This window comes from Rhizobacter sp. J219 (assembly GCF_024700055.1).
In the GTDB taxonomy this organism is placed as follows: Bacteria; Pseudomonadota; Gammaproteobacteria; order Burkholderiales; family Burkholderiaceae_C; genus Rhizobacter.
In genome coordinates this window covers 4,982,570-4,996,197 of sequence record NZ_JAJOND010000001.1, presented here as the reverse complement: position 1 = coordinate 4,996,197, position 13,628 = coordinate 4,982,570, and the positions used below count along the sequence as shown (strand labels likewise).

Sequence of the window (13,628 nt, the reverse complement as noted above, 5' to 3'; positions counted from 1 at the left end):
ATTCCCCCGCCCTGCCATGGAACAAGACGACAACCAGCTCATCGCCGAACGACGTGAAAAGCTCGCGGCGATCCGCAAACAGGGCGTGGCCTTCCCCAACGACTTCAAGCCCAAGGACCGCGCGCTCGACTTGGTGCGCAAGCACGGCGACCTCGACAACGAGACGCTGGAGCCGCAAGGCATCGCGGTCAGCGTGGCCGGCCGGCTGATGCTCAAGCGGGTGATGGGCAAGGCAAGCTTCGGCACGCTGCAAGACAGCACCGCGCGCATCCAGCTCTTCGTCACCAAGGACGCGCTGGGCGAAGAGGTCTACAACGCCTTCAAGCACTGGGACCTGGGCGACATCCTCGGCGCTGAGGGCACGCTCTTCAAGACCAAGACCGGCGAGCTGTCGGTGCGCGTGACCACGCTGCGCCTCTTGACAAAGAGCCTGCGTCCGCTGCCCGACAAGTTCCACGGCATGACCGACCAGGAGCAGAAGTACCGCCAGCGCTACGTCGACCTGATCACCGACGACGACGCCCGTGCCCGCTTCGCCGCCCGCAGCAAGGCCATCTCGGCCATCCGCCAGTTCATGGTCGAGCACCACTTCCTGGAAGTGGAAACGCCGATGCTGCACCCGATCCCGGGCGGCGCCAACGCGAAGCCCTTCGTCACCCACCACAACGCGCTCGACCAGGACATGTTCCTGCGCATCGCGCCCGAGCTGTACCTGAAGCGGCTCGTGGTGGGCGGCTTCGAGCGGGTGTTCGAGATCAACCGCAACTTCCGCAACGAAGGCATCAGCGTCCGGCACAACCCGGAGTTCACGATGATGGAGTTCTATGCGGCCTACTGGAACCATCACGACCTGATGGACTTCACCGAGCAGGTGCTGCGCCACGCCGCACGTTGCGCGACCGGCTCGGCGGTGCTCAGCTACGGCGGCAAGACGGTCAACCTCGACAAGCCCTTTGCCCGCCTGACGGTGCGTGATTCGCTGGTGGCCCATGCCGGCCTGAGCGTGGCCGAAGCGAGCGACGAGAAGCTGCTGCGCGACAAGCTCAAGCACCTGGGCGAAGAAGCCCCGGCGCACTGGAAGCTGCCGGAGCTTCAGTTCGGTCTCTTCGAAGCGGTGGTGGAAGAAAAGCTCTGGGACCCGACCTACATCATCGACTACCCGGTCGAGGTGTCGCCGCTGGCGCGTGCCTCCGACGCCGACCCGTCGGTGACCGAACGCTTCGAGCTTTTCATCACCGGCCGCGAATACGCCAACGGCTTCTCCGAGCTGAACGACGCCGAAGACCAGGCCGCGCGCTTCCAGGCCCAGGCCGCCAACAAGGAAGCCGGCGACGAGGAGGCGATGTACTACGACGCCGATTTCATCCGCGCGCTCGAATACGGCATGCCGCCCACCGGCGGCTGCGGCATCGGCATCGACCGGCTCATGATGCTGCTGACCGACAGCCCCAGCATCCGCGACGTGATCCTCTTCCCCTCGCTACGCAAGGAAGCGTGAGATGGGCACGCCGCGGCTCGAGTCCTTGACGGAAATCGAAGCCGCGGTGTGGCGCGAACTGGCCGCCTGCGTCGGTGACAAGCAGCACCCCTGGCGCACGCCGGTGCTGGCCACCACCGATGGCGAGCTGGGCGACGGCCGCATCGTCGTGTTGCGCGAGGTGACCCCGGAGCAGAAGCGCCTGCTGATCTACACCGATCGGCGCAGCGCCAAAGCCACCCAGCTGGCCTCGCACCCCCGGGGCACGCTCGTGATGTGGGCACCGGCCCTCGGCTGGCAGCTGCGCTGCCGGGTCGCCTTGAGCCTGGACACCTCGGGCCTCGCCGTGACCTCGCGCTGGGCGCAGATCAAACTCTCACCCGCAGCGCAGGACTACCTGTCGCCCTTGCCACCCGGCACCGAACTCGATGACGACACGGCCCTGCCGCGGCCCGACCCGCAGGCGCTCGGTCATTTCGCGGTGGTCGACGCCCAGGTGCAGGCCATCGACTGGCTGGAGCTTCACCCCGACGGCCAGCGCCGGGCGATGTTCGGGGCGGCCAGCGCCCGCTGGCTGCAGCCCTGAGCCGCTATTCCTCGGCGACGACTTCGGCCACCGGCTTCTGCGTGCCGCTCATCACGCCAAAGATGTGGGCGTATACATACACGTTGATGTAGAGCAGCACGAAGACCAGCGAAATGCGGAAGATCTTGACGCCGAGCCGCTTCCAGTCGCTGTTGTCGGCGGCGATGAAGATGCCCCAGCAAATCGCGCTCAACGCGAGCAACAAGCCGACGATGCCGGCGATGATCCAGCCAAAGATAACCATGCGATTGGGGGGTTGACGACCCCGAACCATACCATCGGGCGGCTGCGCCACAGCCCGAGGGCACCCCCTAACTTCCCGGCTCTACCAGATCTCTGGTAGGTCGCCTACCAGGCGGGGGCCAGTTCGGCCAGGCCGGCAGGCGCCTGCCGCTCGTCGTCGAAGGTGACGATGTCATAGGCCGAAGCATCGGCCAGCACCGCGCGCAGCAGCTTGTTGTTCAGGGCGTGGCCCGACTTGTAGCCGGTGTAGGCGGCGATCAGCGGGTGGCCGAGCACGTGCATGTCGCCGATGGCATCGAGGATCTTGTGCTTCACGAACTCGTCGTCGTAGCGCAGGCCTTCGCTGTTGAGCACGCGGTAGTCGTCAACCACGATCACGTTGTCCATGCTGCCGCCGAGGCCCAGGCCACGGGCACGCATCATCTCCACGTCCTTGGTGAAGCCGAAGGTGCGCGCACGGGCGATGTCGCGCTTGTACTGGCCCAAGCCCATGTCGAAGGTGAACTGCTGGCCGGTCTGGTCGACCGCCGGGTGCTTGAACTCGATCTCGAAGGTGAGCTTGTAGCCGTCGAACGGCTCCAGCCGGGCCCACTTCAGGGCATTGCCTTCGCCCTCGCGCACTTCGACCGGCTTCTTGATGCGCAGGAAGCGCTTGGGCGCCCTCTGCACCTCGATACCGGCGCTTTGCAGCAGGAACACGAACGAGGCGGCCGAGCCGTCGAGGATCGGCACCTCTTCGTTGGTGATGTCGACCACCAGGTTGTCGAGGCCGAGACCGGCACAGGCCGACAGCAGGTGCTCGATGGTGTTGACCTTGGGCGCACCCGGGTCGCCGCCCGGCGAGATGGTCGTCGCCATGCGCGTGTCGCACACGGCGTGGACCTTCACCGGGATGTCGACCGGCACCGGCAGGTCGACCCGGCGAAACATGATGCCGGTGTCGGCCGCGGCCGGCCGCAGGGTCAGCTCGACCCGCTGGCCGCCGTGCACACCCACGCCGACGGCGCGGGTGATGGACTTCAAGGTGCGTTGAGCGAGCATGGCCATGATTTTAGAAGCCGGGGCTAAGCCCCGGCTTGGTTCTGCCTACTACTCCGATAGCGAGGGCTCAGCTCAATCCGCTTGTTTGCGGAGAAAAGCCGGGATCTCGATCTCGTCCATCCCGTTCGAGGCCAGCGCATCGACCTTCGCTGCCGCCGTGCGGCCGTTGCGCCACACGCTCGGCACCGACAGCCCGCTGTAGTCGTGTCCGGCCTGTGCGGTGTGCACCGGCTGGGTCAGCACCGGGATGTTGTCGGTGCCCGTGCGCTGGGCCACGGTCGTGTGCACCACGGTCATCGGTGCCTGTTGCTGGCGCTTGGCCGGCGACAGGCCGGTGGCGATCACCGTCACGCGAAGCTGGTCGCCCAGGCTTTCGTCGTAGGCGGTGCCGTAGATCACGTGCGCATCGTCCGCGGCGTAACGGCGGATGGTGTTCATCGCATTGCGGCTTTCGCTCAGCTTGAACGTGCTGCGCCCGGCGGCGATCAGCACCAGCACGCCACGCGCGCCCGAGAGGTCGATGCCTTCGAGCAGCGGGCAGGCCACGGCCGATTCGGCGGCCTTGGTCGCGCGGTCGGGGCCGCTCGCAATCGCGGTGCCCATCATCGCCTTGCCAGGCTCGCTCATCACCGTCTTCACGTCTTCGAAGTCGACGTTCACGAGGCCTGGCACGTGGATGATGTCGCTGATGCCGCCGACGGCGTTCTTCAGCACGTCGTTGGCGTGTGCGAAAGCCTGGTCCTGCGTCACGTCGTCGCCCAGCACGTCGAGCAGCTTGTCGTTGAGGATCACGATCAGCGAATCGACATTCGCTTCAAGCTCAGCCACGCCGTTGTCGGCGGCCTTCATGCGGCGGTTGCCTTCGAAGTCGAAAGGCTTGGTGACCACGCCCACCGTCAGGATGCCCATCTCCTTGGCCACGCGCGCGATCACGGGGGCGGCACCGGTGCCGGTGCCGCCGCCCATGCCGGCGGTGATGAAGAGCATGTTGCTGCCCTTGATCGCGTCGCGGATGCGGTCCACCGCCTCTTCAGCGGCCGCGCGGCCGGCTTCCGGCTTGGCACCGGCGCCGAGGCCCGTGGTGCCGAGCTGGATGAGGTGGTGCGCACTCGAACGGTTGAGCGCCTGCGCGTCGGTGTTGGCGCAGACGAACTCCACGCCTTGCACGCCTTGCGCAATCATGTGGTCGACCGCGTTGCCGCCGCCACCGCCCACGCCGATCACCTTGATCTGGGTGCCCAGGTCGAACTCTTCGATCATTTCGATTGCCATGTCTGACTCCAATTCTTTGCAGTTGCCGTGTGTGTTGAAAAACTCGTCTTCTCTTCTTGCTGTGCTGCGGGTGGGCCCGCGGTCTGAGGTGGCCAGGCGCCCGGTGGGTCATGGCCCAGGTGGTGCGCCCGCTGGAGACGATCGATGAGATGTGGATGGCGTGTCATGTGAACTCCCTGTGTTCTAGAAATTGCCGAGGAACCAGTCTTTGGCCCGGCCGAATAAGGTCTTGACGGAACCGGCCTGCTGCGCCGCCTTGATGCCGCGCGCACGGCCGAGGCGTGCTTCTTCCAGCAGGCCCATGACGGTCGCCGAGCGTGGGTTGGCCACCATGTCGTGCAGCGAGCCGTGGTAGGTGGGGATGCCTTTCCTCACCGGCTTCAGGAAGATGTCTTCGCCCAGTTCCACCATGCCCGGCATCACCGCCGCGCCGCCGGTCAGCACGATGCCGCTCGACAGCAGCTCTTCGTAGCCGCTGTCGCGGATCACCTGGTGCACGAGCGAGAAGATCTCTTCCACGCGCGGCTCGATCACGCCGGCGAGCGCCTGGCGGCTCAGCATGCGCGGCGCGCGATCGCCTAGGCCCGGCACTTCGAGCTGCTCGCTCGGGTCGGCGAGCAGCTGCTTGGCCACGCCGTACTCCACTTTGATTTCTTCCGCGTCTTTCGTCGGCGTGCGCAGGGCCATCGCGATGTCGCTCGTGATCAGGTCGCCGGCGATCGGAATGACCGCCGTGTGGCGGATCGCCCCGTCGGTGAAGATCGCCACGTCGGTCGTGCCGGCGCCGATGTCGACGATGGCCACGCCCAGGTCCTTCTCGTCTTCGGTCAGCACGGCGTGGCTGCTGGCGCTCGGGTTGAGCACCAGTTGGTCCACCTCCAGCCCGCAGCGGCGCACGCACTTCACGATGTTCTCGGCCGCGCTCTGCGCACCAGTCACGATGTGCACCTTGACCTCAAGCCGGCCGCCGCTCATGCCGATCGGCTCTTTGACCTCGTGGCCGTCGATCACGAACTCCTGCGGCTCCACCAGCAACAGGCGCTGGTCGTTCGGAATGTTGATCGCCTTGGCGGTCTCGACCACGCGTGTCACGTCGACCGGCGTCACTTCCTTGTCGCGCACGATCACCATGCCGGTGCTGTTCTGCCCGCGGATGTGGCTGCCGGTGATGCCGGTGTAGACGCGCGTGATCTTGCAGTCGGCCATCATCTCGGCCTCTTTCAAGGCCTGCTGGATGCTCTGCACCGTGGCGTCGATGTTGACCACCACGCCGCGCTTGAGCCCGTGTGCCGCCGCGATGCCGAGACCGGCGACTCTCAGCTCGCCATCGGGCAAGACTTCGGCCACCACCGCCATCACCTTGGCGGTGCCGATGTCCAGGCCGACGACCAGGTCCTTGTATTCCTTGGCCATGTGTTCCCTCAATTTCTCCTGCCGGGCGGAGTGGCCACCGTCGTGGTGGTGATCCCCTTGAGCCGCACGGCATAACCTTCGTTGTGTCGCAGATCGGCGTAGACCAGCGGACGCTGGTAACGCTCGATCACCTGCGTGACGGTGGCCACGAATCGCTCGCTGCGTGCCACCAGTTCGTCTTGTGTGCCACGGCCGGTTTCGATCTCGGCGCCGTTGTCGAATTCGGCATGCCACGAACCGCGGCCGCTCATCGAGAGTTGGTCAATGTGCATCTCCAGCGCCTCGAACACCGGCACCAGCCGGCGGTACATCGCCAGCACCTCGGCCGAGCTGCCATCCGGTCCCTTGAGCGTGGGCAGCGACTCGTCTTCCACGTCACCCAGGTTGGCCTGGAAAACCTCGCCTTGCGCATTGACGAGCTGGTCGTCGCCATCCTTCATGGACCACAGCGCCACCGCGTGGTGCTCCTCCAGCAGCACCCGCAGCCGGTTCGGCCACACCCGCTGCACGATGGCCTGGCGCACCCAGGGCACCGCCTCGAAGGCCTGCTTGCCGCGCGCAAGGTCGAGGGTGAAGTAGTTGCCCGCGAGCTGTGGCAGCGCGTTGGCGCGGATCGTCGACACGCTGTTGCGCGTGACCTCGCCCTCCACCTTCACCGACTTGATGTTGAACACCGGCTGGCGGATCAGCCACATCAGCGCCAGCGCCGCCATCAGCACCCCGCCCACTACGTAGAGCATCGAGGCGGTGACGTTGAGCAGGCGCACCTCGCCCGGCAGCTCGACGGCGGCCGGGTTGAAGCGAGGTGTGGCGGCGTGGGCGCGCATGTTCAGGTCTTGGAGCTGTCGAGCGATGCGTTAGAGATCAGGTGCAGGCAGAGCTGCTCATAGGGCATGCCGCTCGCCGCCGCCGACTTCGGCACCAGCGAATGCGAGGTCATGCCCGGCGAGGTGTTCATCTCCAGCAGGAAGGGCTTGCGGTCGCGCTTCCTGATCATCAGGTCGGCGCGGCCCCAGCCGCGGCAGTTCAGCGTGCGATAGGCCTCGACGACGATGCGCTGGATCTCGCGTTCCTCGGCTTCCGGCAGGCCGCTCGGCACGTGGTACTTCACGACATCGGTGAAGTACTTGTTCTGGTAGTCGTAGGCGCCTTCGGGTGCGGCGATGCGTACCACCGGCAGCGCCACCGCATTCGCGCCCTGGCCCAGCACCGGGCAGGTCACTTCCTCGCCGTCGATGAACTCCTCGCAGAGCACCTCGTGGTCGTACTTCGCCGCCAGCGCCACCGCGTCGGCCATGTCGGAATAGCCGCTCACCTTGCTGACCCCGATCGACGAGCCTTCGTGCGGCGGCTTCACGATCAACGGCAGGCCGATCTCGTCGGGCACGGCGCGCACGTCCTCGCGCGACTGGCGGTTCGACGGCAGCACCACGTAGCGCGGCGTCGGCAGGCCTTCGGCCAGCCAAATGCGCTTGGTCATCACCTTGTCCATCGCGATGCTGGAGGCCATCACACCGGAGCCGGTGTAGGGGATGCCCAGCAGTTCGAGCGCGCCCTGCACCGTGCCGTCTTCGCCGTGGCGGCCATGCAGCGCGATGAAGCAGCGGTCGAATCCCTGCTTCTTCAGTTCCACCAGGTCCTGCTTCGCGGGGTCGAAGGCATGCGCGTTGACACCCTGCGATTGCAGCGCCTGCAGCACACCCTCGCCCGACATCAGCGACACATCGCGCTCGGCCGAGGTGCCGCCCATCAGCACGGCCACCTTGCCCAAGGCCTTCACATCAACGCTGCTCATGGGGCCTCCTTCAACATCTCCGCCACCTGCCCTGCCACCGCGCCGATCGTGCCGGCGCCCATCGCGATCACCACGTCGCCGCCCTTCGCCTGCTCGGCGATGGCCGCCGGCATCTGCGCGATGTCGTCGACGAAGATCGGGTCGACCTTGCCGGCCACGCGCAGCGCACGGGCCAGCGAGCGCCCGTCGGCCGCGACGATCGGCGCCTCGCCCGCGGCATAGACCTCGCCGAGCAGCACCGCGTCGGCCGTGCCCATGACCTTCACGAAGTCTTCGAAGCAATCCCGTGTGCGCGTATACCGATGCGGCTGGAAGGCAATCACGAGGCGCCGGCCCGGAAACGCACCGCGCGCCGCGGCGATCACCGCCGCCATCTCGACCGGGTGATGGCCGTAGTCGTCGATCAGGGTGAACTTGCCGCCGTCCTTGGCCGGCCAGTCGCCGTAGCGCTGGAAACGACGGCCGACGCCGTGGAACTCGCCGAGCGCCTTCACGAGCGGTGCGTCGGGCAGCTCCAGTTCGGTCGCCACGGCCACGGCCGCCAGGGCGTTCAGCACGTTGTGTTCGCCGGGCAGGTTGAGCGTGATGTCGAGGTCGGGCATCACGACGCCGTTGCGGCGCTGCGCGGTGAAGCGCATCTGTCCGCCCACGAGGGCCTGCACGTCGACCGCACGCACCTGGTTGTCGGGCCCGAAGCCGTAGGTCACGACCGGCCGCGACACCATCGGGATGATCGACTTCACGCCCGGGTCGTCGCCGCACAGGATGGCGGCGCCATAGAACGGCATGCGGTGCAGGAACTCGACGAACGCGCCCTTGAGCTTCGTCAGGTCGTGGCCGTAGGTGTCCATGTGATCAGCGTCGATGTTGGTCACGACGCTGATCACCGGCAGCAGGTTCAGGAACGAGGCATCCGACTCGTCGGCCTCGACCACGATGTAGTCGCCGGAGCCGAGGCGCGAGTTGGCGCCGGCCGCGTTGAGCCGGCCGCCGATCACGAAGGTCGGGTCGACGCCGGCCTCGGCCAGCACGCTCGTGACCAGCGAGGTCGTCGTCGTCTTGCCGTGCGTGCCGGCGATGGCGATGCCCTGCTTCAGGCGCATCAACTCGGCCAGCATCACCGCGCGCGGCACCAGCGGCACCCGCTTGGCGCGGGCGGCGAGCACCTCGGGGTTGTCGCCCTTCACCGCGGTCGACGTGACCACCGCCTGCGCGCCTTCGATGTTGACCGCGTCGTGGCCCACGAAGACCTTGATGCCGAGCGACGCGAGCCGGCGCGAGACCGCGCTGTCGCTCTGGTCGGAGCCGGAGACCGTGTAGCCGAGGTTGTGCAGGATCTCGGCGATCCCGCTCATGCCGGCACCACCGATGCCGACGAAGTGAATGTGCTTGACGGCGTGTTTCATGTTGACCCCTCGCCCGGCATTTGCCGGTCGGTCCCCCAAGGGGACGCGATTCGGCTTGGGGCGGCCCGGCGCTCGAATCGCCTCATGTCGCAAGTCCTTCCAACTCATCGGCCACCCGCGCCGCCGCATGCACACGTGCCAGCGCGCGGGCCTTGGTGGCCATGCTCATCAGCGCTTCGCGCGTGAGGCTCTTCAACAAATCTGCCAATCGCTGCGGCGTCAGCTCGCTCTGGGGCAGGTGGATCGCCGCGCCCTGCCGTGCCATCCAGTCGGCGTTGTCGCGCTGGTGGCTGGTCGTGCTCACCACCAGCGGCACCAGCACGCTCGCCACACCGGCCGCGCACAACTCGCTCACCGTCACCGCGCCGGCGCGGCAGATGATCACGTCGCACTCGGCCAGGCGCTCGCTCATGTTGTGGATGAAGGGCAGCACCTCGGCTTCGACCTGCAGCGCGGCGTAGTCGGCGCGCGCCTTCTCGAAATTGGCCGTGCCCGTTTGGTGCGTCACCAGGGGCCGTTCGCGCAGCGGCAGCAACGCGATCGCACGCGGCAGCGCATCGTTGAGCGCGCTCGCGCCCAGGCTGCCGCCCACCACCAGCACGCGCAGCGCGCCGAGGCGGCCTTCGAAACGCTCCAGCGGCGGCGGCAGGTTCTCGATCTCGGCACGCACCGGGTTGCCGGTCACGATGCCTTGCTTGACCTTGTGCGCCGCTTCACCGTCGAAGCCGAAAGCCACCTTGTCGGCCACCGGCAGGAGGCTCTTGTTGCTCATCAGGAGCGAGGCATCGGCATTGACCAGCATCAGCGGCTTGCTGAGCAGCGAGGCCATCAGACCACCCGGAAAGCAGACGTAGCCGCCCATGCCGAGCACCACATTCGCGCGGCGCCTGCGCAGGATCTGCAGGCAGCTCCAGAACGCGAGCAGCAGGCGGAAGCCGCCGGTCGCGGTGTGCAGAAGTCCCTTGCCACGCAGCCCGCTGAACGTGATGTTGTCCATCGGGATGCCCGAGGGCGGCACCAGCTTGTTCTCCATGCCGTGCGTGGTGCCGAGCCAGCTGACGGTCCAGCCGCGCTTCTGCATTTCGGCCGCGACCGCGAGGCCGGGAATCACATGCCCCCCGGTGCCTGCCGCCATGATGACGAGGTGTTTGGCACTCATGCGCGCCCCCCTCTCATCAGCTGTCGATTCTCGATGTCGATTCGCATCACGATCGCGAGCGCCACCAGGTTCATCAGGATGCCCGAGCCGCCGAAGCTCATCAGCGGCAGCGTCAACCCCTTGGTCGGCAGCACGCCCAGGTTCACCCCCATGTTGATGAAAGCCTGGCCGCCGATCCAGATGCCGACGCCTTGGGCGAAGAGGCCGGCGAACACCCGGTCGAGCGCAACGGCCTGGCGGCCGATGTGGAAGATGCGGCGCGCCAGCCAGAAGAAGGCGCAGATCACCGCGAGCACCCCGATGAAGCCCAGCTCCTCGCCGATCACCGCGAGCAGAAAGTCGGTGTGTGCCTCGGGCAGGTAGTGCAGCTTCTCCACGCTGCCGCCCAGGCCCTGGCCGAAGATCTCGCCGCGGCCGAAAGCAATCAGCGAGTGCGACAGCTGGTAGGCCTTGCCCAGCGTGTACTTTTCGTCCCACGGGTTGAGGTAGGCAAAGATGCGCTCGCGCCGCCATTCGCTGAAGCTGATCATCAGCACGAAGGCGCCCACCAGCACGGCGGTGATCAGGAAGAACATGCGCCCGTTCACACCGCCGAGAAAGAGGATGCCCATCGCGATGGCCGCGATCACCATGAAGGCGCCCATGTCGGGCTCGGCCAGCAGCAGGAGGCCCACCACCGCCACGCTCACCGCCATCGGCATGACGGCGCGGAAGAAGTTCTCCTTCACCTCCATCTTGCGCACCATGTAGTTGGCCGCGTAGAGCGCGATGGCGAGCTTGGCAAGCTCGGAGGGCTGGAAGTTGGTGAAGCCGAGCGGGATCCAGCGGCGGGCACCGTTCACACCCTTGCCGATGCCGGGGATGAGCACCAGCACCAGCAGCAGCAGCGCCACCACGAAGACCCAGGGCGCGAACTTCTCCCACACGCTCACCGGCACCTGGATCACGACCACCGCCGCGACGAACGCGACGAGGATGGACAGCGCATGCCGCAGCAGGAAGTGAGTGGGCGCGTAGCGCGCGAACTTCGGGTTGTCGGGCAGCGCGACCGAGGCCGAATAGACCATCACCAGGCCGAGCGCCATCAAGGCCACCACGACCCAGATCAGGTGCTGGTCGAAGCCTTGCAACTTGGTGGGCTGGCCCGAAGCACCCGTCCAGTCGCGGATGGGCACGCTGCCGCCGCCGTCGCGCTTGACGAGCGACAACAGCCGCTCTTTCAGCGAACCGACGAAGGCGAGGCGTCCGGCAAGCGTCGTCACACCACCTCCCCACCGGCGGATGCGATGGCCTGCACCTCGGCCACGAAGACCTCGGCGCGGTGCGCATAGTTGCGGAACATGTCGAGGCTCGCGCAGGCCGGGCTCAGCAGCACCGCATCGCCCGCATGCGCACGCTGGAAGGCCCAGCGCGTGGCCTCTTCCAGCGAGCCGTGCCGCTGCACCGGCACGCCGGTGAAGCGCAGCACCTGCTCGATCGCCTCGGCATCGCGGCCGATCGTGGCCACTGCGCGCACATGGCGCTGCACCGGCGTGGCCAGCGGCGTGAAGTCCTGCCCCTTGCCGTCACCGCCGAGGATGACGACGAGCTTGCTCGGCGCCTTGTCGTCGCCCAGGCCGTTCAACGCGGCGACCGTGGCGCCCACGTTGGTGCCCTTGCTGTCGTCGTAGGCCTCGACACCGTTGACGGTGGCGACGAACTCCACCCGGTGCGGCTCGCCCGCGTACTCGCGCAGGCCGTGCAGCATGGGCGCGAGCGGGCAGCCCGCCGCGGTGGCGAGGGCGAGCGCGGCGAGTGCGTTGGCCGCGTTGTGGCGGCCGCGCACGCGCAGCGCGTCGGCCGGCATCAGACGCTGGATCACCAGCTCTTCTTCCTCGACGGCGGCGCCCTTCTTGGGCTTCTTCACCGCCGTCTCGTCGGACTCCATCGCACGCACCAGCCAGGCGATGCCGTTTTCGACCAGCACGCCGAAGTCACCCGGGCGTTGCGGCGCGTCGAGGCCGAAGCGCACGACGTGACGCTCGATCGGTTTGGCGAAGCGGCCCTTGCCGGGGATCGGCGCCGGAATCATCTTCTCGACCAGCGGGTCGTCGCGGTTGATGACCATCACCGCGTTCTTGCCGAAGATGCGCGCCTTCGCGGCGGCATAGGCCTCCATGCTGCCGTGCCAGTCGAGGTGATCCTGCGTCACGTTGAGCACGGTGGCGGCACTCGGCTCGAAGCCCTGCACGCCGTCGAGCTGGAAGCTCGAGAGCCCCAGCACCCACACCTCGGGCAGGTGCTCGAACACCGGGCCGGGCGGCGGCGGGGGGATCAGGTGCGGCGGCGGGCCGCCTCCCGCGGTCTCGTCGTCGGCCGCCGGGGGCTCGACCGCGGCAACGTCAGCCGTGGGCACGGCGGCGGGCTCGGCGGTCAGGGCCGCAGCTTCGGCGTCGGCCGGGATCTCCTGTGCGCCCAGGGTTTCCGTTTCGGCGGCCACGGCATCGTCGTCGACGGGGCTCGGCGGCTCCATCACCGGGGCGTCGGGCACTGCGTCCGCCGGCTCGCCCGGAGCCGGCGCGGCGAGCGTCTCCGGCGTGGCTTCGGCCATCGGCTCTACCGACGGCACATCGGCTGCGGGGGCCGGCTCCAGCGCCAGCGCATCTGCGAGCGTCTGCAGCATCGTCGGCCCGATGTTGCCGGCCACCGCGACCCGCTTGCCGGTGCGTTCGACCAACTGGCCCGTCATCGAGGTGGTGGTCGTCTTGCCGTTGGTGCCGGTGATCGCGATCACTTTCGGCGCGTAGCCACGCTCGGCCTTCAGGTCGGCGAGCGCACGGGCGAAGAGGTCGAGCTCACCTTGCACCGGCACGCCGGTCTCACGGGCGAGCGTGAGCAGGGGGGCAATGCGTTCATCGCCGGGCGCGAGGCCGGGGCTCTTCAGCACCAGCTGCACACCCTCGCGCAGCAGCGCGACGTCGAGCGTGCCGCTCAGGCGCTCGGCCGACGGCACCTGTGCCGCCAGCGCCACGTCTTGCGGAGCGGTTTCGCGCGAATCCCACACGCGCACACGCGCGCCGTGGTCCGCACACCAGCGCGCCATGGCCAGGCCGGACTCACCGAGTCCCAGCACCAGCACATGAGCGTCCTTCAAATGCTTCATGACAGCCCCTCGACCGACGAGTACGTCGGCCGATCCCCCGAGGGGATGCGGGCCGGCTTGGGAGCGGCCCGGCGCTCGGCCCGCTCGCGTCGAT

12 protein-coding genes are annotated in these 13,628 nt (G+C 67.6%); 2 read left to right on the top strand and 10 right to left on the bottom strand.

The window, feature by feature from the left end; all coding sequences use genetic code 11:
• Positions 1 to 16 precede the first annotated feature (16 nt).
• Together lysS and LRS03_RS23770 are read left to right on the top strand one after the other, a co-directional pair.
• Positions 17 to 1,498 carry a lysine--tRNA ligase gene (gene lysS / locus LRS03_RS23775; RefSeq protein ID WP_257828672.1) on the top strand — a complete coding sequence of 494 codons (1,482 nt, stop codon included), beginning with the start codon at positions 17 to 19 and terminating at the stop codon, positions 1,496 to 1,498.
• Between the two features lies 1 nt (position 1,499).
• Complete coding sequence (locus LRS03_RS23770) at positions 1,500 to 2,063, top strand: PNPOx family protein (RefSeq protein WP_257828671.1); 564 nt, start codon at positions 1,500 to 1,502, stop codon at positions 2,061 to 2,063.
• Between the two features lie 4 nt (positions 2,064 to 2,067).
• Here the strand turns inward: LRS03_RS23770 and LRS03_RS23765 are convergent, their stop codons facing one another.
• From LRS03_RS23765 to murD, 10 genes are all read right to left on the bottom strand, one after another.
• Positions 2,068 to 2,307: a hypothetical protein gene (locus LRS03_RS23765; protein ID WP_257828670.1), complete on the bottom strand. Its 240-nt coding sequence runs from the start codon at positions 2,305 to 2,307 to the stop codon at positions 2,068 to 2,070.
• A 104-nt stretch (positions 2,308 to 2,411) separates the two neighbouring features.
• Positions 2,412 to 3,347, bottom strand: coding sequence for a UDP-3-O-acyl-N-acetylglucosamine deacetylase (gene lpxC / locus LRS03_RS23760; RefSeq protein WP_257828669.1), 936 nt, complete (start codon positions 3,345 to 3,347; stop codon positions 2,412 to 2,414).
• A gap of 72 nt (positions 3,348 to 3,419) precedes the next feature.
• Positions 3,420 to 4,619 (bottom strand): cell division protein FtsZ, encoded by a 1,200-nt coding sequence (ftsZ, locus tag LRS03_RS23755; RefSeq protein ID WP_257828668.1) that lies wholly within the window; start codon positions 4,617 to 4,619, stop codon positions 3,420 to 3,422.
• 183 nt (positions 4,620 to 4,802) lie between these two features.
• A complete protein-coding gene (ftsA, locus tag LRS03_RS23750; protein WP_257828667.1) occupies positions 4,803 to 6,032 on the bottom strand; it encodes a cell division protein FtsA in 1,230 nt (409 codons plus the stop codon).
• A gap of 8 nt (positions 6,033 to 6,040) precedes the next feature.
• Positions 6,041 to 6,859 (bottom strand): cell division protein FtsQ/DivIB, encoded by an 819-nt coding sequence (locus tag LRS03_RS23745; RefSeq protein WP_257828666.1) that lies wholly within the window; start codon positions 6,857 to 6,859, stop codon positions 6,041 to 6,043.
• A gap of 2 nt (positions 6,860 to 6,861) precedes the next feature.
• Positions 6,862 to 7,827 (bottom strand): D-alanine--D-alanine ligase, encoded by a 966-nt coding sequence (locus tag LRS03_RS23740; protein ID WP_257828665.1) that lies wholly within the window; start codon positions 7,825 to 7,827, stop codon positions 6,862 to 6,864.
• Complete coding sequence (gene murC / locus LRS03_RS23735; RefSeq protein WP_257828664.1) at positions 7,824 to 9,233, bottom strand: UDP-N-acetylmuramate--L-alanine ligase; 1,410 nt, start codon at positions 9,231 to 9,233, stop codon at positions 7,824 to 7,826. The genes LRS03_RS23740 and murC overlap by 4 nt, the downstream gene beginning before the upstream one ends.
• A gap of 82 nt (positions 9,234 to 9,315) precedes the next feature.
• Positions 9,316 to 10,392 carry an undecaprenyldiphospho-muramoylpentapeptide beta-N-acetylglucosaminyltransferase gene (gene murG, locus LRS03_RS23730; RefSeq protein WP_257828663.1) on the bottom strand — a complete coding sequence of 359 codons (1,077 nt, stop codon included), beginning with the start codon at positions 10,390 to 10,392 and terminating at the stop codon, positions 9,316 to 9,318.
• Entirely contained in the window at positions 10,389 to 11,567 is a 1,179-nt protein-coding gene (gene ftsW, locus LRS03_RS23725) for a putative lipid II flippase FtsW (protein ID WP_374685112.1), read from the bottom strand. The genes murG and ftsW overlap by 4 nt, the downstream gene beginning before the upstream one ends.
• An 83-nt stretch (positions 11,568 to 11,650) precedes the next feature.
• Positions 11,651 to 13,534 (bottom strand): UDP-N-acetylmuramoyl-L-alanine--D-glutamate ligase, encoded by a 1,884-nt coding sequence (gene murD, locus LRS03_RS23720; protein WP_257828662.1) that lies wholly within the window; start codon positions 13,532 to 13,534, stop codon positions 11,651 to 11,653.
• Positions 13,535 to 13,628 lie beyond the last annotated feature (94 nt).